Annotated in this window: 18 protein-coding genes; 6 read left to right on the top strand and 12 right to left on the bottom strand. The window is 38.8% G+C overall.

Going from position 1 to position 24243, the window contains the following annotated elements:
* Window positions 1-8 precede the first annotated feature (8 nt).
* The 5 genes from AC056_RS05975 to ahcY all read right to left on the bottom strand — a co-directional run bounded on the left by AC056_RS05975 (window position 9) and on the right by ahcY (window position 8533).
* The gene (locus tag AC056_RS05975) at window positions 9-2279 is read right to left on the bottom strand and encodes an NADP-dependent malic enzyme (RefSeq protein WP_004700400.1); all 2271 of its coding nucleotides are present in this window, start codon (window positions 2277-2279) and stop codon (window positions 9-11) included.
* A 236-nt stretch (window positions 2280-2515) separates the two neighbouring features.
* Window positions 2516-5368, bottom strand: a complete 2853-nt coding sequence (locus tag AC056_RS05970) for a putative bifunctional diguanylate cyclase/phosphodiesterase (protein WP_077163010.1) — start codon at window positions 5366-5368, stop codon at window positions 2516-2518.
* Window positions 5369-5502: 134 nt separating this feature from the next.
* Complete coding sequence (locus tag AC056_RS05965; RefSeq protein ID WP_049065826.1) at window positions 5503-6225, bottom strand: 16S rRNA (uracil(1498)-N(3))-methyltransferase; 723 nt, start codon at window positions 6223-6225, stop codon at window positions 5503-5505.
* An 18-nt stretch (window positions 6226-6243) separates the two neighbouring features.
* Window positions 6244-7080, bottom strand: coding sequence for a methylenetetrahydrofolate reductase [NAD(P)H] (gene metF, locus AC056_RS05960; protein WP_077163009.1), 837 nt, complete (start codon window positions 7078-7080; stop codon window positions 6244-6246).
* A 70-nt stretch (window positions 7081-7150) separates the two neighbouring features.
* Complete coding sequence (gene ahcY, locus AC056_RS05955) at window positions 7151-8533, bottom strand: adenosylhomocysteinase (RefSeq protein ID WP_039250795.1); 1383 nt, start codon at window positions 8531-8533, stop codon at window positions 7151-7153.
* 221 nt (window positions 8534-8754) lie between these two features.
* Here ahcY and AC056_RS05950 point away from each other — a divergent pair, with 221 nt between their 5' ends.
* A complete protein-coding gene (locus AC056_RS05950; protein ID WP_077163008.1) occupies window positions 8755-9291 on the top strand; it encodes a cysteine peptidase family C39 domain-containing protein in 537 nt (178 codons plus the stop codon).
* 38 nt (window positions 9292-9329) lie between these two features.
* Here the strand turns inward: AC056_RS05950 and AC056_RS05945 are convergent, their stop codons facing one another.
* From AC056_RS05945 to lipA, 3 genes are all read right to left on the bottom strand, one after another.
* Window positions 9330-9713 (bottom strand): carboxymuconolactone decarboxylase family protein, encoded by a 384-nt coding sequence (locus AC056_RS05945; protein WP_077163007.1) that lies wholly within the window; start codon window positions 9711-9713, stop codon window positions 9330-9332.
* 103 nt (window positions 9714-9816) lie between these two features.
* Window positions 9817-12282, bottom strand: a complete 2466-nt coding sequence (locus AC056_RS05940; RefSeq protein WP_077163006.1) for an acyl-CoA dehydrogenase — start codon at window positions 12280-12282, stop codon at window positions 9817-9819.
* 279 nt (window positions 12283-12561) lie between these two features.
* Complete coding sequence (gene lipA, locus AC056_RS05935) at window positions 12562-13575, bottom strand: lipoyl synthase (protein WP_004700412.1); 1014 nt, start codon at window positions 13573-13575, stop codon at window positions 12562-12564.
* A 196-nt stretch (window positions 13576-13771) separates the two neighbouring features.
* Here lipA and sthA point away from each other — a divergent pair, with 196 nt between their 5' ends.
* Window positions 13772-15184, top strand: coding sequence for a Si-specific NAD(P)(+) transhydrogenase (gene sthA, locus AC056_RS05930; protein WP_004700414.1), 1413 nt, complete (start codon window positions 13772-13774; stop codon window positions 15182-15184).
* 244 nt (window positions 15185-15428) lie between these two features.
* Here the strand turns inward: sthA and AC056_RS05925 are convergent, their stop codons facing one another.
* The 4 genes from AC056_RS05925 to map form a co-directional block, all read right to left on the bottom strand.
* On the bottom strand, window positions 15429-16643 hold the full coding sequence (locus tag AC056_RS05925) for an MFS transporter (RefSeq protein WP_077163005.1): 1215 nt from the start codon (window positions 16641-16643) through the stop codon (window positions 15429-15431).
* Window positions 16644-16812: 169 nt separating this feature from the next.
* Window positions 16813-18159, bottom strand: coding sequence for an MFS transporter (locus AC056_RS05920; protein WP_039250806.1), 1347 nt, complete (start codon window positions 18157-18159; stop codon window positions 16813-16815).
* Window positions 18160-18569: 410 nt separating this feature from the next.
* Window positions 18570-19688, bottom strand: a complete 1119-nt coding sequence (locus tag AC056_RS05915) for an OmpW/AlkL family protein (RefSeq protein WP_077163004.1) — start codon at window positions 19686-19688, stop codon at window positions 18570-18572.
* Between the two features lie 206 nt (window positions 19689-19894).
* A complete protein-coding gene (gene map / locus AC056_RS05910; RefSeq protein WP_077163003.1) occupies window positions 19895-20719 on the bottom strand; it encodes a type I methionyl aminopeptidase in 825 nt (274 codons plus the stop codon).
* Between the two features lie 210 nt (window positions 20720-20929).
* Here map and rpsB point away from each other — a divergent pair, with 210 nt between their 5' ends.
* From rpsB to AC056_RS05890, 4 genes are all read left to right on the top strand, one after another.
* A complete protein-coding gene (gene rpsB, locus AC056_RS05905; RefSeq protein ID WP_001982118.1) occupies window positions 20930-21682 on the top strand; it encodes a 30S ribosomal protein S2 in 753 nt (250 codons plus the stop codon).
* Between the two features lie 137 nt (window positions 21683-21819).
* Window positions 21820-22695 carry a translation elongation factor Ts gene (gene tsf, locus AC056_RS05900; protein WP_019457162.1) on the top strand — a complete coding sequence of 292 codons (876 nt, stop codon included), beginning with the start codon at window positions 21820-21822 and terminating at the stop codon, window positions 22693-22695.
* A gap of 65 nt (window positions 22696-22760) precedes the next feature.
* On the top strand, window positions 22761-23243 hold the full coding sequence (locus tag AC056_RS05895) for a DUF3465 domain-containing protein (RefSeq protein WP_077163002.1): 483 nt from the start codon (window positions 22761-22763) through the stop codon (window positions 23241-23243).
* Between the two features lie 96 nt (window positions 23244-23339).
* The gene (locus AC056_RS05890; protein ID WP_039250811.1) at window positions 23340-24164 is read left to right on the top strand and encodes an AraC family transcriptional regulator; all 825 of its coding nucleotides are present in this window, start codon (window positions 23340-23342) and stop codon (window positions 24162-24164) included.
* The last annotated feature ends 79 nt before the right edge of the window (window positions 24165-24243 follow it).

Here is a 24243-nt window from a genome sequence, read left to right as displayed (position 1 = left end):
TTTCTAAATTACTTTTCTTGTTGTTGAATTTCAGCAACAGTTAAAGCAGTCATATTGATAAGGCGGCGAGTCGTCGCTGTAGGTGTCAAAATATGAACTGGTTTAGCAGCACCTAGCAAAATTGGACCAATAGTAACGTTGTTACCAGAAGTTGCTTTTAGCAAGTTAAATGAAATGTTTGCTGCATCTAGGTTCGGCATAATGAGCAAGTTTGCTGAGCCTTTGAAGCGTGAACCTGGGAATGCAAATTGACGAATGCTTTCGTCTAATGCTGCATCACCATGCATTTCACCTTCAACTTCAAGCTCTGGAGCTTGCTCAGATAAAATACGATAAACTTCACGCATTTTTTGAGCGCTTGAATCAGTCTGGTCGCTACCGAAACTTGAGTGAGAAAGTAAAGCTACACGTGGTGTAATACCAAAGCGACGTACTTCTTCAGCTGCTAAAATTGTCATTTCAGCAAGTTGTTCAGCAGTCGGGTTAGTGTTTACATAGGTATCAGCAATAAACAAGTTACGGTCTTCAAGCATTAATGCATTGAGCGTGAAGAAGTTGTTCATACCTTCTTTAAGGCCAATAACGTTGCGTACGAAGTCTAGGTGAATGTTATAGCTACTGTAAGTACCACATAACATACCATCAGCTTTACCAAATTTAACCAGAAGCGATGCGATTAAAGTTGAGCGACGGCGAGCTTCACGTTGAGCATATTCAACAGTAATGCCTTTACGTTGCATTGTTTGGTAGTAGTCTTTCCAAAACTCTTCGTACATCGGGTTTTGTTCTTGATCTACAATCTCAATGTTCACGCCATGTTGTAAACGTAGACCTAATTTTTTGATGTTTGCTTCAATGACAGCAGTACGACCAACTAAAATTGGTTTAGCTAAATCTTCATCAACTGCAATTTGAACAGCACGTAATACGCGTTCATCTTCACCTTCAGCGTATGCAATACGTTTAGGATCTGTTTTTGCTTGAGCGAAGATTGGTTTCATCAAGAATGCAGAGTTATAAACAAACTCAGACAGTTTTTGACGATATGCAGCAAAGTCTTCGATAGGACGAGTTGCCACACCTGAATCCATTGCAGCTTTAGCAACAGCAGGCGCGATTTCTAAAATTAAGCGTTGATCAAGTGGACGTGGAATTAAGTAGTCACGACCAAATGAAGCAGATTTTTCGCCATAAGTAGCAGCATCAGCTTCTACGTGAGCCATACGTGCAATTGCATGTACACAAGCAATTTTCATATCTTCATTAATTGTTGTAGCACCTACGTCAAGTGCACCACGGAAGATATAAGGGAAACATAAAGCGTTGTTTACTTGGTTCGGGTAGTCCGAACGACCAGTTGCCATGATGACATCAGGGCGTACTTCATGCGCGTGTTCAGGTAAAATTTCTGGATCTGGGTTTGCCAAAGCAAAGATAATTGGATTTTCAGCCATTAGTTTCACCATGTCTTTGGTGAGAATGCCAGCAGCTGAAAGGCCCAAGAACATATCTGCGCCAGCCATCACTTCATGTAATTGAGTCGCTTTAATGTCTTGTACATAACGTTTTTTAGATTCATCTAAGCCTTCACGTGAAGTCGTAAGAAGACCACGAGAGTCGGCTACAATGATATTTTCTTTATTTACGCCCAAAGCGCAAAGTAAATCTAAACAAGAAAGGGCTGCAGCACCTGCACCTGAAGCAACAATTTTGATTTCTTCAATTTTCTTGTTAACCAGTTGTAGAGCATTTAATAATGCTGAACCTACAATAATACTTGTACCGTGTTGGTCATCATGGAACACAGGAATTTTCATGCGTTCACGAAGTTTCTTCTCGATATAGAAACATTCTGGCGCTTTGATATCTTCAAGGTTAATACCGCCGAAAGTTGGTTCTAATGAAGCAACAATATCAACGATTTTATCTGGATCGTTTTCAGCAATTTCAATATCAAATACGTCAACACCAGCGAACTTTTTGAAAAGAACGCCTTTACCTTCCATTACTGGTTTAGAAGCTAATGGACCAATATTACCTAAACCAAGAACCGCAGTACCGTTACTTACAACAGCAACTAAGTTGCCACGTGCAGTATATTTTGCAGCAGCTGAAGGATCACGTTCAATCTCTAAACATGGAGCAGCAACCCCTGGTGAATAAGCTAGAGCTAAATCTCGTTGGTTGACGAGTTGCTTACTAGGCGTGACGCTGATTTTCCCTGGATTTGGATATTCGTGGTAATTTAAAGCGGCCTGTTTTAAAGATTGATCGTCCATCTGAGTCTCTATTTGATACAAAAAAGCAAACTAGTCAAATCACTCATTTAGGGGGAGGCAATGTGATGCTCTTACTATGCTTTAATTTTTACCAATTAAGAGAATAGTAGACGAATTGCCAATAGCCCCATAGTGAGCTAAATGCTAAAGAATATAACACTACTTCTCTATTTCTCACAGTCAAAAACGCTCATTTTTGGAAAAACCAGTGCATGTAAAATAGACTGTTAAAACAATTATGAAATATGTGTATTTGATTGAAGATATTGCTTAATCTGATTTGGATGAAGTGGGCGACTAAAGAAATAGCCTTGTAAAAAATCACATTGTTGTTTTTGTAGATAAATAACTTGCTCTTCGGTTTCAACACCTTCAGCCACCAGTTTTAACCCCATACTTTTGCCCATCGCAATCATGGCATTGACAATAGCTTCTTGTTTTTGATCGCCGATTTTCGAAATAAAGGCTCGATCAATTTTTAAAACATCGATTGGATATTCTGTCAGGTAAGCTAAAGATGAATAGCCTGTACCAAAGTCATCGAGTGCAATCGAAATATTGCGTTCTTTAATTGAATGCAATAATTTTTTCACATTATCAGTATTGTCTAATAAAGCCGATTCAGTAATTTCGAGTTCCAGATTTGATCCATCGAGTTGATATTTCTCTAAAACTTCATCTAAATCATTCAGTAAAAGTCCACGATGAATTTGTTGGGCAACAATATTTACAGAGACTTGAATATCTGAATAACCTGAGTTTTTCCACTCTTGTAATTGTTTGCCAACCTTATCTAAAACCACTTTACCAATATCGGAAATAAGGCTACTACGTTCGGCAAAAGGAATGAACATATTCGGCATGACTAATTCCTTGTCAGGATGTTGCCAGCGAATTAAGGCTTCAAAACCTTTAACAGATTTGTCATTTAAATTAATTTTTGGTTGGTAATAAACAATAAATTCATCATTTTGGATGGCTTTGCGTAATTCTTGCTCTAAATCTGCGGTTTTATACGGATTGCTTGCTTTATTGAAATAGTAGCAAATGGTGTTACCACCTAAACGTTTTGCTTCAGATAGTGCTTGTTCGGCATGGTTATTGAGATGGTCAATTTGTCTACCATGCTCTGGAAAGCAGGCAACTCCAATAGAGGCGGTAATAAAATACTCTTGTTGATCAATATAAAATGGAGCATTTAATGCTTGTAAAATATTTTGGCAATATTGCTCAATATTAGGATGAATTGGTGATATTTCATAAATAATTGCAAAATCATCACCATTTAAGTAAGCCACTAAAATGGCATTAATGTTGGTGAGGCGTAGACGCTGTGCAAACTGTTTTAGTAATTCATCACCACTATCATTATTTAAAAACTCATTAAACGCTCTAAACCTATCAATATTAATACGTATTAATGCAAGATTTTTAAAGCTATAAGATGGATTAATTAAATACTGGTGTAATTGATTGTAATAATAAAAACGATTAGGAAGATGAGTTAAGCTGTCATAATTTTTTAAATAAGATAAATGTTGCTCTTGCCGCTTTTGTTCGGTTAAATCACGTGCAAAGCCAATATAATTAATAACTTGATTATGTTCATCTTTCACAGCATTAATATGGAGCCATAAGTGAACACTTTTACCCGATACAAACTTTTCATCAAATTGCCCCATATATTCGCCAGTTTTAAGTAGTTGCTGGGTAATGGAGTCATGAAACTCTTGTTGCTGTAATTTCTGATTTATTGTGATATTGAATAGTTGTTGATTTAACAATTCAGATTTCGAGAAACCAGTTAATTTTTCATAATAGGGATTAACATCAATATAATTCAGTTTATCATCTAAAATAAAAATTCCTTCTGCTGCTTGTTCAAGCACAATAGCGCAAAGTCTCAAATGTTCTTGATCTTTTTTTTCTTGATGAATATCTCTGGTCATTCCCACCATGCGTAAAGCTTTATTGGTTTTAGGATCACGGCTAATAACACGACCTACATCATGTATCCAGCGCCAAGAACCATTACGGCGTAGAATACGAAAGGTAATATTGAAGTGATCAGATTTTCCATCTAAATGCTCTTTTAAACGCTCATCAAATAACTTTCGATCATTAGGATGGATACGTTCTAAAATTGTATTGAGGTGTAAAGATGTACTTTGAGTCTGCTTTTGTCGATCAAAAAAAGTAATTTCTAATTTTTGTTTTTCAATGTCCCAATCCCACGGACGAATACCAGCAGTTTCATGAGCAAATGCTAAATTATGATGATGGCTTTCAAGCTTCTCATTCATTTTGGTTAAATCATAGGTCCTTTCACGTACTTTCTGTTCGAGCAAATGATTATTAAATTGAAGCTGTGCTTCAATATCTTTTGATTTATTTACTTCTTGTTGAAGTTGTATACATAACTCTTCAGCCCATTGTGTATGTTGTTCCGCAACTTGTACGAGTTGTTTATTTTTAAATAGGAGCTGAGAAATTTTTTGGTAGTTGCGTTGAGTTGCGTAAGCACAAAGTAGGGTAGCTAAGAAGGCTAAATTATACGCAAAGTAAAAGGGGAGTTGCGATGTCTGTACATGTGTAAACTGGCTAATAATAAGTGGAACAGTACTTGGAATAAAAAGTAAATAAAAATATCGGGGTTGCTGAGTTAGAAAGGTAAGACCGATAATATGAGATGAACTAATAAATAATCCAATTAGAATATGAACATCAGAGATAGATATAATTGTAGAAGGAAGAGAGAAATGCAGAACAATTATATTTAATCCCATTAATATCCCTGATACCAAACAAATAGCTTGTAGTGTTAAATCAGTTTTTCTAATGAAATTAATGTCACGATAACGTGTTAAAAACTTTGGGATAAATAATAGACAACCAAGACATAAAATAGTGAAACCAATTGACCAAATAAAATTTGTGATGTAAGAAGTAAAGTAACAAGTGAAAATAATGGCCGAAATTAAGCAAAGTAATATTAAGCTAATCAGATACAAGCGAATATATTGAATTGAGAGTCGGAGCTGCTCAATCCTTGTTTGATGCTGTAAATATTCTTCCTGAAGGCCAGACATAAGATTTTTCTATCCTATTTTTTTACATTTATACAGAAAGAATCTGATTTATCAGTGGAAAAGAATTTAAATTAATATTCATACATTAAAAGTAAGTTAACTTTAATTGTTGATTTAATCAATGTTCAATTAGCTTATATGGATAAAAACCGATAATTTAAAATAGATAATGCAACAACAGGCGCAGTTTCGGTGCGTAAAACACGATCTCCAATACACCAGTTCATAAATCCTGCTTGATTGGCTTGTGTAATTTCATTTTCACTTAAACCACCCTCAGGACCAATTAAGAGAGCGAGTTCTGGTTGGATCCCTGCTAATACATCTTTTTGTTCTTTTTCAGGAGCCAAAACAAATTTAGATGCAGGAAGATCAGAAGATTTTAGCCATTCACTCAGAGAAATAGGTGCTAAAACTTCTGGGACAAAGTTAAGCCCGCATTGTTCACAGGCTGCAATTGCAACAGCTTGCCAATGGTCTAATTTTTTTTGATCACGGTCGTATTTTAAACGCATTTCACAGCGTTCACTGGTTAAAAGTTGAATTTTGCTTACACCAAGTTCGGTGGCTTTTTGAATGGCATAATCCATTCGGTCACCTTTACTCATGACCTGACCAAGAACAGCTTTAAAAGGGGCATTACGGTTGACAGGATTAAAATTCTCAATGGCGACAAATGCATTTTTTTTATTAATTTCGGTCAGAGTTGCGAGATATTCGCCACCTTGTCCATTAAATAGAGTCGCTTGTTCTTGTAGTTGTGCGCGTAAAACACGCACCCAATGATGAAATACCGATTCAGTCAGTTGAATTGTTGAGCCAACTGTAAGTTCAGTTTCGATAAAAAAACGATTCATTGGGTACGCCTTACAAAATTAATTTAAACCAAGATCAACAACAAGTTGACGGGTTGGTTCAACTTGATTCATTGAATAGAAGTGTAAGCTTGGTGCACCACCTGCAATCAGGCGCTCGCATAGCTTAACAACAACTTCATGACCAAAAGCTTTAATACTTTCACTGTCATCGCCATAGGCTTGTAATTGCTTACGAATCCAACGAGGAATTTCAGCACCAGTACCATCTGCAAAGCGAATTAAGTTACTTGCATTGGTAATTGGCATAATACCAGGAGCCACTGGAAGGTTAATTCCTGCACTCTCCAAACGCTCTATAAAATAAAAGTACGAATCTGGATTAAAAAAGAATTGGGTAATTCCTGCATTAGCGCCAGCTTGTACTTTTTCAATAAAACGTTGAATATCTGAATCAAGATTTTCAGCTTGAGGATGCATTTCTGGATAAGCTGCAACTTCAATATGAAAATAATCACCTGAGTGCTCACGAATAAAACGTACTAAATCTTGAGCATAAGGAAGCTCGCCAAGTCCAACCTGACCAGATGGTAAGTCGCCACGTAAAGCGACAATACGGTCAATACCTTGTGCCTTGTATAAATCGAGTAGTTCAGCAATACGCGCTTTATCATCACCAATACAAGAAAGGTGAGGGGCAACAGGTGTACCTTTGCCATTGAAATCATCAATAGCCGCAAGCGTGCGTTCACGAGTAGAGCCACCAGCTCCATAAGTAATCGAGAAAAACTCAGGGTTTAATAGCTGTAGTTCTTGGTGAACAATACGCAGTTTTTCAGCACCGGCATCAGTTTTTGGCGGGAAAAACTCAAAAGAAATTGGTGTACGTTTAGTCATGTCAAATCCTTGTAAACAGCGAAACATTTTAGAAAAAAGGGCAGTCGGTTCACCGTCTGCCCTTAAGTTCTTAGTATTTGTAAGCGTCAGACTTGAACGGTCCCTCAACAGCAACACCTAAGTAATCGGCTTGCTTTTGAGTTAACTGGGTAAGTACACCACCGAAACCTGCAACCATTGCCGCAGCAACTTCTTCGTCAAGTTTCTTAGGAAGAACTTCTACACGGATTTTTGCAGCTTTTTCGTTTGCAGGAAGGTCAGCAAATTTCTCTTGGAATAAGTGAATTTGACCTAAAACTTGGTTAGCAAAAGAACCGTCCATCACGCGTGACGGGTGACCAGTTGCATTACCTAGGTTTACAAGGCGACCTTCAGAAAGAAGGATAAGGTAGTTGTTTTCGTCTTCTGAACGATAAACTTGGTGAACTTGTGGCTTAACTTCAACCCACTTGTAACCACGTAAATAAGCTGTGTCGATTTCTGTATCGAAGTGACCGATGTTACATACAACTGCACCAGCTTTTAAGCTATCTAACATTGCAGCATCACATACGTGGTAGTTACCAGTAGTCGTTACAACAAGGTCAGTGGTGCCAAGTAAGTCTTGGTTAACATCTTCTTTTTTACCTGTTTGTACGCCATTTTTGTATGGAGATACAACTTCATAGCCGTCCATACATGCTTGCATTGCACAAATCGGGTCAACTTCTGTTACACGAACAATCATGCCTTCTTGACGTAAAGATTGAGCAGAACCTTTACCTACGTCACCGTAACCAATCACAAGTGCACGGCGGCCAGATAACAACATATCTGTAGCACGTTTGATTGCATCATTTAATGAATGACGGCAGCCATATTTGTTGTCGTTTTTAGACTTAGTAACTGAGTCATTTACGTTAATTGCTGGTACTTTCAAAGAACCGTCTTTCCACATTTCGATAAGACGTTGAACACCTGTAGTTGTTTCTTCGGTAATACCGTGAATACGTTCTAAAAGAGCAGGGTATTTTTCATGAACAAGAGCAGTTAAGTCACCGCCATCGTCCAAAATCATGTTGGCATCCCAAGGTTGGCCATTAACATTGATTTGTTGTTCTAAGCACCATACATATTCTTCTTCAGTTTCACCTTTCCAAGCAAAAACTGGAATACCGCGAGCAGCAATTGCAGCAGCAGCGTGGTCTTGAGTAGAGAAAATGTTACATGATGTCCAGCGAACTTCAGCACCTAATTCAACAAGCGTTTCAATAAGAACAGCTGTTTGAATGGTCATGTGAATACAACCAAGAATTTTTGCGCCAGCAAGTGGTTTAGATGCTGCATAACGTTTACGTAAGCCAATCAAAGCTGGCATTTCTGCTTCAGCAAGTTTGATTTCTTTACGACCGTAGTCAGCAAGTGAGATGTCAGCAACTTTGTAATCTGTAAATGAAGCATTAACCGCGTTCATCAGGATCTCCTAGGAAAAAATAGTATTGATCATTCTGTTCGCGGATGCCGTTGTTGGTTAAAACGATTGTTTAACCGATCGTCGAGCCTGGCAAAATGATCTTTAGTGCCGATCATTTGTCGCAGCATCCCTCGACTAGCGAAACATTGTACTTGGAAAAGCTTTTAGTGCCAATCCAGTTTTGTTTATTATCTGCTTAATTACGACTTTAGACTTAAATTATGGCCTTAAATATTCCCGAATCTTTGGCAAACCTCGAGGCAAACAGTGGTGTTTTTGCAGTTTGGATGGTGCTAAAGCATTATGGGGTTCAAGTTGATATTGCTGAATTGATTAAAGTTTGCCGATATGAGCAAGATGGTACCTATACCATTGCTTTAGCTGTTGCTTTAAAAAAGTTTGGTTTTGATGTTTCATTTTACTCAGATAAAGACCCTAACATTAGCCCCAGCGAACGTATGAGTTATAAAGAGGCAAAGGTGTTGAAAATACCGACAGGGCCTGCTTTGAGCTATCAAGACATTCAAGGCGCAATTCAAAATGGGCAAATGGTAATCGTGTACTATGACACTTTGGATGGGGTCGGTAATCAGTCTCTTGTTTATTCTATAGATCCAAAAGAAATTTGCTTTTTTGATAGTTTCGAACCAATGTCAGCTGCAGTTTTTGAGAACCTGCGTAAAGCAGAAGGGATTTGTCGTCAGGCTATTATAATTGGTGATCGTAATTTAAATATTTATTCGACTACATTAAATTAGGTCAAAGTGAGCCAGTAGAGTTCTGGCTCAGATTAAAGTTATTGTTGTTGATATTCTTGAATGACTTCTAAAGCAGCACGAAAAGCTTCTTGAGTAGCAGGCGCGCCGCAATATGGCAGACTATGCAATAAAGTTTCTTGAATCTCTTCAACTGTACAACCATTGTTGAGTGCGCCACGAACATGGCCTTTAAGTTCAGTTGGCGATTTAAGTGCTGTGAGCATTGCTAAAGTAATTAATGAGCGATATTTACGTGGAAGTACACCTTTACGTTGCCAAGTTGATCCCCATGCATGTTCATTAATCCAGTCTTGTAAAGGTTGGGTAAAGGGTACGGTATTTTCTTGGGCACGTTTTACAAAAGCTTCTCCCATCACTTCTGTGCGTACTTTTAATCCATTTTCGTAATCTTGCTTAGACATTAATTTCTCCTAAAAATAAAAGCGTCGAGTGACGCTTTTATGGCTATTTATTAATTAATGCGAATCAAAAATGATTGCAATAGTGAATTGGTGGAGGCACCAGTCACACTATTTGATGAGGGTTTGACAAAGGTAGATCCTTATCGAGTTTTTCATCAAAAACATCGGTAAGCATGCTGTCAAATCGAATTGCGTTGTACTGCAATAATTGTTGAGCTTCACTTTCAGAAATAAAGCCTTCTTTTATCGCTTGTGCAATATTCTCTTCAAAAGTAAGACCCGTAAACTTGCCTTTGGATTCAGCTTTCTTAAACTTATCCCAAAGCGGTTCAATGGTTCTTAAAATCTGGAATGTATGCTCTAGACGGCCAGTGACATCATTAGGTTCAGTTGAATAGTACACATGGCGTTTGAGTTGCTCTCTAAACGGATGTTCTTCCATCATGAGTTCAGCAACTTGCTGTTTTAACTCATCATCAGGTTTTGCAATCACACGACCTAGCGGGAAACATATCCATTTTACAAATGCTGCTGGAAGCTTGGCTGGGAAGTTGTCAAATAGCCCCCAAAATGCTTCCTGAATATTTAAGAACGCTTTTTGTAATGCTAGTTTTGCATGCAGTTGTTCAGCTTCAGTTTTTTGTCCAGCCTCATAAAACTTTAAAATTGCAGTGGCAATAAACAAGTGTGCATGAATATCAGCTAAACGTCCTGAGAGCATTTCTTTGCGTTTCAAATCTCCTGCAAGTAAACCTAGTGACATATCAGAAACAAGGGCGAAGTTGGCACTAAAACGGTTAATGGTTTTATAGTAACTTGCCGTGAATTGATCTGATGATTGCGGTGCATCACTTGAACCACCTGTCCAACCATAAGCAAATGACTTTGCACCGCGATTAAAGGTATACGCTAAGTGTTTAAATAACAGGTCATCGAATTTTTGAACTGCATCAGCTTTGTCTTCAGACTGAAGTAATTGTAGCTCTTCAAAAAGATAAGGGTGACAGCGCATCGAACCCTGACCAAAGATCATGAGTGAGCGGGTTAAAATGTTTGCACCTTCGACTGTAATTGCAATCGGGATGGCTTGATAGGTGAGCGCAAGGAAGTTACGAGGCCCAAGCTGAATACCACGTCCACCGGCAATATCCATACCGTGATTAATGACTTTACGCATGGTTTCTGTTGCATAGTATTTTGCCATGGCAGTCATCACGGCAGGAGTTCCGCCTTGATTTAGGCCACATGTTACTAAATAACGAAATGCTTCAAGCATATAGGCATCACTGGCAATTTCACTGCTTGCTTCTTGCACACCTTCAAATTTACCAACAGAAATATTGAACTGTTGACGAATTCTCGCAAAAGCACCTACAGTTAAATAGCTCATTTCACCTGCGGCTGTAGCTAATGCTGGAAGGGAAATACCACGCCCAACACCTAAACACTCCATCAGCATACGCCAGCCTTTACCCGCATTTTCTTGTCCACCGATAATCCAGTCGATAGGAATGAAAACATCTTCACCCTCAACTGTTCCATTCATAAATGGAGAGCCTGGATAATGGCGTGCACCTATTTTTACACCCGCATGGCTTGCAGGAATAAGTGCACAGGTAATACCGTATTCGGTTTTATTTTTATCGCCGAGTAGACCTTTAGGATCATAAAGCTTAAATGCTAAGCCAACTACTGTGGCAATCGGAGCAAGTGTAATCCAGCGTTTAGAGAAATTCATACGCAGGCCAAGGACTTGAGCACCTTCATATTCGCCGTAGCACACCACACCCGAATCTGGAATGGCACCAGCATCTGAACCAGCTTCAGGACTTGTTAAACCAAAACATGGAATTTCTTCACCTTTGGCAAGACCTGGTAGATATTGCTGCTTTTGTGCATCCGTACCGTAGTGCATGAGTAGCTCACCGGGTCCCAGTGAGTTAGGAACCATACAGCTCACTGCTGCAGTTAAAGAGCGTGATGCAATTTTGCTCATAATACGGCTTTGAGCAAATGAGCTAAACTCTTTACCACCAAATGATTTTGGAATAATCAGGCCTAAAAAACCTTTATCTTTAATGAACTGCCAAACTTCAGGTGGAAGGTCTTTTAATTGATGATGAATTTCCCATTCATCGAGCATGCTACATAGCACTTCAACTTCATTATCAATAAAACTTTGTTCTTCTGATGAAAGTGTCGGGTAAGGATACTTTTCAAATTGCGACCAATCTGGAGCACCCATAAATAATTCTTTTTCCCACCAACTTGTTCCTGCTTCTAAAGCCTCTTGCTCAGTGGTACTGATGCTCGGCATTGAGTTTGCCAAAGTTTTATATGCAGGTTTTGTAATTAAGCTAAACCGTAAAGGCTTAAATAAAATAATAATGCTAAGAGCAATAAGAGGAATCCCTAAAAGCAGTGACCATGGCGTTAAAATGAGTGCAGTAAGGATGGCTACAGCAATCGTAATAACACTACCAATGACTCTATTTAGGTTAAAAAAGAAAATTGCCCATATTGCAATAAGCTGAATGACAATACTTAAAACAAAGAGTAGGAAAATCATACTTGCTCCTTGCTAGATAAGCCCTCAAGTTAGACGTTACAAATGGCGAGGAGAGATTTAAGGCTTAACTAGCTCATTTTTAATGCTGTTTAAATTTGATTTTTTATGTCGCAATTGATCTATATGCTAGAGCAGGGATATATCGTACTTTTAGGTATAAGATATTTTTGAGTGAAAGTGTAATAGCTTGTTTTATCTATTTGTCAAGAAATGTTATTGATTTTGTTATACAAATAAAAAGCCCTCAGTATTAGAGGGCTTTTTATAGAAATTTAATTTTTAAGCTTCGACGACTTGAACAGCGATTTTTTTAGCTGGATCTACTTTACGACGAACTTCTGGTACTGGCTCACCGTGGTATTGACGGTCAGCAAAGTAACTTGAACGAACCATTGGCGCAGACCAGATATTTCTAAAACCAAGTTTACGGCCATGCTCTGCATAACGCTCAAACTCTTCTGGTGTTACAAAGCGGTCAATTGGTGCGTGCTGTTTTGAAGGTTGCAAGTATTGACCAATAGTCACATAGTCGACATCGTGAGCACGTAAGTCATCAAGTAATGCAATGACTTCTTCTTCAGTTTCACCAATACCTACCATCAAACCACATTTTGTCGGGATGTCAGGGCAGTATTCTTTAAACATTTTCAATAAGTTTAAAGAATGTTGGTAATCTGAACCTGGACGCATCGCTTTATAGAGACGAGGTACTGTCTCAATATTATGGTTGAAAACATCTGGCGGACATTCAGTCATAATGCGTAAAGCAATATCCATACGTCCACGGAAGTCTGGAACTAAAATTTCAAGTAGTGTGCTTGGACTAAGCGCACGAGCTTCCTTAATACAGTCCACAAAATGTTGTGCACCGCCGTCAAGTAAGTCATCACGGTCAACCGAAGTAATTACTGCATATTTGAGTTTAAGATTGGCAATAGTCTCTGCCATGTGACGAGGTTCATCAGGGTCTAGTGCATTTGGACGACCATGTGCGACATCACAGAACGGGCAACGACGTGTACAAATATCACCCATAATCATGAATGTTGCTGTACCACCACCAAAACATTCTGGTAAGTTAGGACAAGCTGCTTCTTCACAAACGGTATGGAGTTTTTGAGCACGTAAAGTGGTTTTAATACGCTGAACTTCTTCTGGTGCCGTCATCTTGACACGAATCCAGTCAGGTTTACGCGGCACTTCAACCGTAGGTACAACTTTTACAGGAATTCTTGCGACTTTTTCTGCGCCACGAAGTTTTACACCCTGTTCAGGTTTACGGTGTTCTGACATATTTAACTTTTCCACTCGTTTATAGAGACATTGACATTGTATTATAGCCGAGTTCTTTGGTTAATAGCGGAAAATAACTATTCATATAATAAATGTGGTTATTCAGAAATATAGGGTTGAGAAATACATAAATTCACCGCATATTAGTCATAATCTATTATAAAATATGGTCATTCAAGAGAGGAAGGAGCTTTCAATGCCACGTAAAAAAGAGGTCGTTAGTGGGAATTTCGTTAAGTACGATGCGGTAGTTCTCGGTTCTGGACCTGCAGGTGAAGGCGCGGCAATGAAGCTTGCAAAAGCGGGTAAGCGTGTTGCAATTGTAGATGTGCGTGATCAACTGGGTGGTAACTGTGCTCACGTAGGGACTATTCCAAGTAAAGCATTACGTCAAACAGTTTCTAGTATTATTCGCTATCAACGTGACCCGATGTTTCAAAAAGTAGGTGAATGGAAACAGTTCACTATGAAACAGGTGTTGCGTAATGCTCACAAAGTGATTCAACAACAGGTTGATACACATACACGCTTTTATGACCGCAACAAAATCGGCGTATTTCATGGCCGTGCATATATTCAAGATAAAAATACAGTTTTAGTTTTTAGCCATGAAGGCATTAAAGAAACAATCATCTGTAAGCAAATCGTGATTGCGACAGGTAGTCGTCCTTATCATCCACAAGGTCTCGACTTTGACCATCCTCGTGTATTTGATTCAGATAAAATTCTTGATCTTGATTACTCAATTCAAAAAATCATTATTTACGGTGCAGGCGTTATTGGCTGTGAATATGCTTCGATCTTTATTGGTTTAGATCATAAAGTTGACTTGATTAATACTCAGCAAAAACTCTTAAGCTATTTAGATGATGAAATTGCTGATGCTTTGTCTTATCACTTACGTGAACAAGGTGTGTTAATTCGTCACAACGAACAAATGGATCATCTTGAGACATTTGATGACCACGTTGTATTACACTTACAAAGTGGTAAAAAAATCAAAGCCGATGCGATCCTTTGGTGTAATGGCCGTTCAGGTAATACAGAAGGCTTAGGTCTTGAGAATGTTGGGTTAGTACCAAATAACCGTGGTCAGCTTTCTGTAAATGATCAATACCAAACTGAAGTTGAAAATATCTATGCTGCTGGTGACGTAATCGGTTGGCCATCACTTGCTTCTGCTGCTTATGACCAAGGGCGCTGTGCTGGTGCAAACATGAGTGGTGAAGATGCGAAGCCAGTACGTGATATCCCAACGGGTATTTACACCATTCCGGAAATTTCATCTATTGGTAAAAATGAACAGGAATTAACGGAAGAGAAAATTCCGTATGAAGTAGGTCAAGCTTCTTTCCGTCATTTGGCTCGTGCACAAATTACGGGTGATACAGTGGGTGAATTGAAGATTCTTTTCCATCGTGACACTTTAGAAATTTTAGGTATTCATTGTTTTGGTAATAACGCTGCCGAAATTATCCACATTGGGCAAGCAGTTATGCACAGCCCAAACAATACTTTGAAATATTTTGTCGAAACAACGTTTAACTATCCAACCATGGCCGAAGCTTACCGTGTAGCTGCACTTAACGGTATGAATCGCTTGTTTTGATTTTAAATAATTTTTTCAATAAAAAAGCCCGCAAATTTGCGGGCTTTTTTATTTTCATTAGACCATACGTTTTTTATATTTTTATGACAATGTACAGAGTGATTTCAGCGCGTCATCTTTCTAGTGTGCACAAAATGCTTGATTAAAATATTCAAATAAATCAGGCGTCTGTCTCCATAAAATGATGGAAAGAACCAGAAAAGCTACAATGAAGAAACTCATAATTGTTTTCAAAAGTAAGGCATTATGCGTCATGAATAACAGCCTCCTCATTTACAAAGAAATGTACAATTACCCCTAATATACTCAAAGCTATTGAACATAGCCAAATCGCATTGTAATTACCTGTTAAGTCATGGTTAACGCCGCCAAGCCAACCGCCAAAGAAAGAACCAACTTGATGGGTGAAAAACACAATACCGCTCAGCATTGAAAGGTATTTAACGCCAAACATATTTGCGACAATGCCATTGGTGAGTGGAACAGTAGAGAGCCATAGAAGCCCCATAACGACGCCAAAAGCATATACTGTATAAGTGCTTAAAGGTAATAGTAGAAAGGCAATGATTGCGATGCCACGGCTACCATAAAGCGCCATTAATAATTTAGGTTTTGAGAAACGATCTCCCAGCCAACCCGCCCCATAAGTTCCCACAATATTAAATAAGCCGATTAAAGCTAGAAACACTGTACCTGTCGCCGCATCAAAGCCGTGATCGATTAAATAGCCTGGCAAATGTACCCCTAAAAATACAACTTGGAACCCGCATACTAAAAACCCTAAAGCTAACCACCAAAAAGGTTTGTGTTTTCTGGCAATATTCAGTACTTGTTTAAATGTGAGTTGAGGTTGAATGAGTGCCTTAGGTGGTTGATAAGCTGGAGCTTTAAGCATCAATGCCAGAGGAATAATTAGAGCAATAAGGAGAGCACTCACCATTAAAGCTGCGGACCATCCTACTGTTTTAAGTAAGAGAAGGGTGGAAGGCAGCATAATAAACTGACCGAAAGAGCCTGCTGCACTGGCAATACCCATTGCCATACTTCTTTTTTCTGGAGGAGCGGCTCGCCCTACGGCACTGAGTAAAACTGTGAAAGAAGTTGCTGATAAAGCTAAACCAATAATAAGACCTAAGCTTAAATTCAAAATGAGTACACTTGAACTAAAAGCCATTAGGAGTAAACCAAGGGTATAAAGCAGCCCACCAACAGCAACCACAATTTTACTGCCATATTTATCTGCAATTGCACCTGTAAAAGGTTGAACGGCTCCCCATATTAAATTTTGCATCGCGATTGCAAGACTAAAAACATGTTGCCCCCAACCAAAATCATGACTCATTGGAACTAAATAAAGTCCAAAACCATGACGAACACCTAATGAAAGAGCCAAGATAAGAGCGCTACCAATTAACATGTATATAAGTGGCTGTGAGAACTGATTGCCTGTTTTAGTCATTGTGATTGGAAAATTATAGGAAAGTGATGAGTTATTGTAGAAGATGCATCGAAAGATATCGATATAGATGGTGGAATATTTAAGAAAAATTAAAAGGTAACAACGCTAGTCTCTTTATAACAAAAGCAAATCAGCAGAAATCATTTTAATTTCTGCTGATTATAAAAAATTAAGTTGCAGAATTACGCTCAAGTAGCGCTTGTTCAAAAAGGACTTGTTCTTTTTCTTTGTGTTCGGTTGTGAAGCGAATCAAAATCACGCTACAACCCGCAACCATAACCAGTCCACCTAAAATAAATAAGCAAGTTTGAATATCAAGTACACCTTTTAATAAAAAGCCAGCTGCAACTGCACCTGCATTACCACCCGCACCAATAATTCCTGCTACACCGCCTAATGCGTTACGGTCAATAAATGGCACAAGAGCATATGTTGCGCCGCAGGCCATGTGTGTAAATAGTGCAAAAATAGTCATTGAAAGAATAGCGAGAGCGACACCATTCATTTGAGAGAAAAGGACTAAGAATAAACCTTCGCCTAAAATCATGAGTACAAGTACTTTCGTGCGTCCATCTAGTCCTTTAGTAAGTGCGACTTTATCGGAAATAATGCCCCCTAGTGCACGTGCAAATAATGCAAGAAGACCAAATATTCCTGCCGTTAAACCCGCAGTTTTTAAATCCATTTTGAATTGATCAACATAGTACATGGCTGCTACGTTATGAATAAAAATTTCGATACCAAAGCATGCACCATAAGCCAGAAATAAAATCCAGACACGGTAGTTACGCGCAGCCTGCATTAAAATTGCCATACCGCCTTTTTTGCCGCTGCCAACATCAATGCCTTGTGCACGAACTTCTTTAAAATCACCTTGAGGACAATCTTGAGTTAACTTCCAGTAAAGGGCTCCCACAATCACCATCATCACACCCGGTACGATAAGAGCAATACGCCAGCCCATAGTTTGCTCAACACCGAACATGACAATTGCACCGAGTAATAAAGGCATTAAGGCTTGAGTTGCACCGCCGCCAGCATTACCCCAACCAGCCGCCGCTGCGTTTGCTGTACCTACAACATTAGGTGCAAACATAATACTTGTATGATATTGCGTAATAACGAAGCTTGCGCCAATTGCACCAATCAGTAAGCGGAAGAATAGAAATGATTCATAACTGTTGGCAGCAGCAACACCAAATACTGGAATACTGCCTAGTAAGAGAAGGGCTGTGTAGGTAATACGTGGACCATATTTATCGCAAAGGGGACCGACAGCGAGTCGCACTAAAATCGTAATTGCAACGGCGGCAATATTAATATTGGCAATCTGGTCTTTAGTTAAACCGAACTCACCTTTAATAACAGGCATTAAAGGAGCACAGGCAAACCATGCGAAGAAGCAGACAAAGAAAGCGAGCCAAGACATGTGAAAGGCACGCATTGCTGGAGTTGAGAAGCTGAATAATTTAATCTCAGTTGCTTTTTTTGCATCTAGATTGATATTTGAAGACATACGCCGTCCCTCTGAACTGAACGAATTTTTAATTTGCACGACAAAATAAATTGTCTATTTGCATACCGATCAGAGCGGACGTCTTTGGCCGTCTTGGTTTATCCATTGAATCGCCATTGATTCATCATGTTGTAGATAAAGCAAAGGCTGTGCCAAAAAATAATTTTTACTAAAAGGAAAATGTTAGTTTTTAATTTTATTCAGTTAGTTGGAATTTAATAAAATTAATTAACAAAATAAGATTAAGAAAAAAGGAAACTACGGAGGTAGGACATGAGTTTTTCCTAATAATTTAATAAGAAATGCTCATTTTTTTAGCATATTGGTTTAAAAAGAAGCAGGATTCAACTTACCAGTAAAAAGCTATAAAAGCTTCAGTAAGGCTTTTATAGCTTGAGTGTTTTAAAAAATTAGAAACGGTAGCCTACACCTACATAGGTAATAAGTGGGTCGATATCAATTTTGGTATTCGCTTTAATTAGCTCTTTACCTGTATTTTGATCAGTTACATAGATTTTTGCTTCATTATTCATTTTTGAATAAGAAACTGAGCCGACGGCGAACCAGTTCGGATTGAAGTCATATGTCGCTCCAACCGTAACAATCGGTGCGAACGTATCTGTCGCTTCAAGTTTTACGATAGGATTTGCTGATGATGTCTTGCGATCTAATGCGGCACCAGCTTTACCATCATGGATATTCTGGATCATGTGTCCTGCTTGAATTAAATCAGCCTCAATACCAGAATTCATTTTTAAATCATTAAAGTATGCATACATCACACCTGCACCAATGTAAGGACGGAACTTATTTACACCTGTTTTACCAAATTGATAATGTAGTTCAACGGCTGGTAACCATGCGCGTGCGGTCGCAGCCTTGCCTCCCTGAGAAAGATCAGTAATATGAAGGTCTTGTTTTAAAGGAATATCTCCACCCGCCCCGGAAATTCCCCCTCCTATGATTTCTCCAATCGAAGACCCATCTTTTAGTGGAGTCGCTTTTCCAGAAAGGGGAGCGTAAATATTACCTTTTCCATTAATATCTACTTTAGGGGGAATGCCACCTTTAATTTCTAAAGATAAATTGTCCGTAAAGTTGTAGTTAAACATAAGACCAACAGTATCAACATCACTGGCTTCTAAGCCAGAACCTTGTTGTTCCCATTGAGAAAGACCATTAACTTCTGCTGTACCTGCAAGTGAAGAGGGAAGAGTATCTGTAAACTTATCAAGAAGACCAATAGTGCTATACCAGAATTTTCCTGAAGTTTTGCTTTGGTCGATTGCATCTAAAACGGCTTTTGTAGATACATCTCCAACTTTAGATGTTGTACCTTCTGCAACGCTAGTATTGATATTAACAGGATTTCCTGAGCCTTGAGGCATAGCATGGAGCCAACCAGCTGAGACCGAAAAACGTTTGAAACCATCACCATCTTTTAAACTAAAATATGGTGAAGCAGCGAAAGTGACTGTAGGCAGAGCAAAAAAGGCAGCTGTCATACAAAATAATGACTTTTTCATCATAAAGGACTCCATGTCCAGACATTTGTTTACTGATTTTTATTGAGCCCACCATAACGCGGTTTATTAAAATGATTGTGTAATAAAAATTAATAATTGTAATGTTTTTGAAATATTTGTTTATATTTGGAAAGAATTATTAATAAAAAATACAAAATAAAAAACAAAAGGCTACTCAAAGTAGCCTTTTGTTAATGTTTATTAAATTATTAGTTGAAGCGAGAAAGGTCTTCTTCAGGACGAGCTGTCAATACTTCGATACCTGTTTGAGTCACTAAAATAGTGTGTTCATATTGAGCAGAAAGTTTATGGTCTTTCGTTACAACAGTCCATTTGTCACCAAGCAATTTAGTTTGCCAAACACCAGCATTGACCATTGGCTCAATCGTAAAGGTCATACCTGCTTCTAAGCGCATACCAGTGCCAGCTTGGCCATAATGCAGTACTTGAGGTTCGTCATGGAAAACAGTACCAATACCATGACCACAATATTCACGTACTACGCTAAAACGTTCTGACTCAACATATTTTTGGATAGCATGGCCAATGTCACCTAGGTATGAACCGTCTTTAACTGTTGCCATTCCACGGTACATTGCTTCTTGAGCAACTTTACATAAACGGTTTGCCAAAATAGAAGTTTCACCTCCTACGACATACATCATGTTGGTGTCGCCATGATAACCATCTTTAATTACGGTCACATCAATGTTAAGGATATCGCCGTTTTTTAAGATTTTATTTTCAGAAGGAATACCATGACACACGACATGGTTAACCGAAGTACAAATAGAATGTTGAAAAGCAGGGCGTCCTGGAGCACCACCATAACCCACACAAGCTGGGATAGCGTGTTGTACATTTTCAATATGATTACGGCAAATCGTATCAAGTTCGAGGGTGCTTACACCGGCCTTAATATACGGCTTGATCATCTCTAGAACTTCAGCCGCCAGTCGTCCTGCAATGCGCATTTTTTTAATTTCATCTGGAGTTTTGATTAATCGACGTGGAGCTGTATAAGTACTGTTCATGATCTCTAAAAACTTTTGGTAATTTACAAGCGTCTATGGTATAAATAGCCGCCCATTTTATCAAATGCTTTTCGTGAATATCTTTTACGAAGATTTTTGATAGGTGGAGTAAAAAATCCGCACATATATCGTCACATTACTCTGGGTGCCCGTAAAAAGGTGGAGAATGCGGATATATGGAGGCCTAACCCAACTTTTAAGGTAAAGAAAATGGCAGATTACAACGTAAGCATGCGCGACCTTCTTCAAGCAGGTGCGCACTTTGGTCACCAAACTCGTTTCTGGAACCCAAAAATGCGTCAATACATTTTTGGCGCGCGCAACAAAATTCACATCATCAACCTTGAGCACACTGTTCCTGCGTTAAATGATGCTTTGAACTTCGCTAACCAATTAGCAAGCAAAAAGAATAAAGTTTTGTTCGTTGGTACAAAACGTGCTGCTTCTAACATCATCCGTGAACAAGCTCAACGCGCTGGTCAACCATATGTAGACCACCGTTGGTTAGGTGGTATGTTGACGAACTGGAAAACACTTCGCCAATCTATCAACCGTTTAAAAGATCTTCAAACTCAATCTCAAGATGGTACTTTTGCTAAGCTTACTAAACGTGAAGCTTTAGAACGTACTCGTGAGATGGAAAAACTTGAGCGTTCTTTAGGCGGCGTTAAAAACATGGGTGGTTTACCTGACGCATTATTTGTAATCGACGTTGATCACGAAGCGATTGCAATTAAAGAAGCTAAGAACTTAGGTATTCCTGTTATCGGTATCGTTGATACAAACTCTAACCCAGACAACGTTGATTACGTTATTCCTGGTAACGACGATGCGATCCGTGCAGTAACTTTATATGCTTCAGCTATGGCTGACGCAATTCTTGCTGGTAAAGAATACGCTCAATCTCAAGCGAACGCTCAAGCAAAAGGCGATGACGCTGCGAAAGACGCTTCTGAGGCTTAATGCGTTTTGACGCAGGCTTGTCATTTTTGCGACATGTAATGGTGGCAAATTAAGCGTCGAGAGTGCAAACGGCCCAGAGTTTCTTTGGGCCGTTTTTGTTGAAAAGATTTATTTTCTACCGATTTTAGGAGATCAACATGACTGCAATTACTGCAAGCATGGTAAAAGAATTACGTGACCGTACTGGTCTTGCAATGATGGAATGCAAAAAAGCATTAACAGAAGCGAACGGTGACATCGAACTTGCTATTGATAACCTTCGTAAATCTGGTCAAGCTAAAGCTGCTAAAAAAGCTGGCAACATTGCTGCTGACGGTGCAATCACTATCGTTCAAGACGGTAAGAAAGCGATCTTAGTTGAAGTAAACTGTCAAACTGACTTCGTTGCTAAAGACGAAAACTTCTCTAACTTTGCACACGCAGTTGCTGCTGCTGCTTTAGCTGCTGGCGAAACTGATGCTGCTAAAATCGCTGAATTAAAATTGGCTGATGGCCAATCAGTTGAAGAAGCTCGTATTGCGCTTGTTCAAAAAATCGGTGAAAACATCCAAGTTCGTCGCGCGAAAATCGTTGAAGGCGAAAACTTGGCTATCTACAAACACGGTTTAAAAATCGGTGTTGTAGTTTCTTACACAGGTGATGCTGACACTGGTAAAGGTATTGCAATGCACGTTGCTGCATTCAACCCAGTAGCAGTAAGCGCTGAAGCTGTTCCAGCTGACCTTATCGCTAAAGAGAAAGAAATTGCTGAAGCGAAAGCGTTAGAATCTGGTAAGCCAGCAAACATCGTTGAGAAAATGGTAACTGGTTCTGTTGAGAAATACTTAAACGAAGTTGCTCTTGACCGTCAAATGTACGTTATCGACAACGACAAAAAAGTTGCTGATGTATTAAAAGCAACTGGTACAACTGTTGCTAACTTCGTACGTTTCGAAGTTGGTGAAGGTATCGAGAAAAAAGCAGAAATGAGCTTCGCTGAAGAAGTTGCTGCTGCTCAAGCTGCTGCGAAGTAATTCGTATCACAATAAAAAAAGCCCCATTGGGGCTTTTTTTATCTCAGTTAAATTAAGGTTACAGAATGACAAATAAAAAAAATCTAAGTATTGGCGGCATTATTGTCTTATTGATTGCTGCATATTTCGGTCTAGATTCATCTGGACATAAGAACAATCAAACATCATCACCCACTCCGATCACTCAGCATACTGAAACGGCGCTTTCAAATGATGGTGCGGATACCATAAAAACTGCTTATGATCGTAAACAAAGTAATGTTCAAGTGCAGGGAAGTGGTCGAGTAAAAGCAATTTTAAGAGAAGATAATGATGGGACAAGACACCAGAAATTTATTCTTGTATTAAAAAATGGTCTGTCAATTTTGGTCGCACATAATATTGATTTAGCACCAAAAATTGAAGATTTGCACAAAGGGGATATTGTCGAATTTAATGGCGAATATGAATATAACGAAAAAGGTGGTGTATTGCATTGGACGCATCATGATCCACAAAATCGACATGAAAATGGTTGGCTAAAACATAATGGGCGTATTTACCAATAGAAAACGGGTATACATTTCTATCTAACAGCAATTTTGTTCTATGCATCTTTTTAAAACATGCTATGTTTTTTCTAGATAAATAGATGAGATGTATATATGTACCGCGAACAGGCTGACTACTTGCATTTGCGAGAGTTGGGCGGTTTAGAACTATTAAAAGCACATTACCACCAAACGCAATTTTCAAAGCATACCCACGAAGGGTATTGTATTGGTGTGATTGAAGAGGGTGCACAGTCTTTTTTTAGGACGGGACAACTACATGTAGCCCCTAAAGGCGACATTATTTTGGTGAATGCAGATGAAATTCACACAGGTTCATCTGCTGTCGAATCGGGTTGGCGTTATCGAGCAATTTATCCTACACCAGAAATGCTTGCTGAAGTGAGCCAGGATTTTTTTGAGAATGGTCATGGCGCACCTTGGTTTCCTCAAGCAGTTATTCAGGACTTAGGTTTGTCTCAACAACTTTGCTTGTTATTTGATTTATTAGAACAAAAAGATAATTTTTTGCTGAAAGAAACCATGTATCTGTCGACATTGGCTTGTTTAATGATGCGTCATGGTAAATCACGGCATACCTTTTGTGAGCTACCAGAAGCTTATTCGAAAATCTTAAAAGTTAAAGATTTGTTGGCAGATATGCCTGAAAAGAATTTTTCTTTGCAGGAATTGGCTGATATGGTTGGATTAAGCGCTTGGCATTTTTTAAGACAATTTAAAAAATATGTGGGTTTACCACCTCATGCGTGGTTGGTACAGGCACGTTTGCAAAAAGCGAGACAGTTATTAAAGCAAGGTGATCAAATTGTGATGGTTGCACAGCAATGTGGATTTTCTGATCAAAGTCATTTTAACCGTCACTTTAAAAAGGCGATGGGTGTTACACCTACCCAGTATGTAGCAAGCCTTAATCTCTAAAATTTATTTTCATTTCTAAACGCAATTTAGTTCAAGAGAAGCTAACCTGCATAGAAGAAAATCTATAAATATTTAATGT

The organism is Acinetobacter genomosp. 33YU, from assembly GCF_001990725.1.
Classification (GTDB): domain Bacteria; phylum Pseudomonadota; class Gammaproteobacteria; order Pseudomonadales; family Moraxellaceae; genus Acinetobacter; species Acinetobacter seifertii.
The sequence above is the reverse complement of the archived record's forward strand: the minus strand, read 5'-3'. Positions and strand labels throughout refer to the sequence as shown.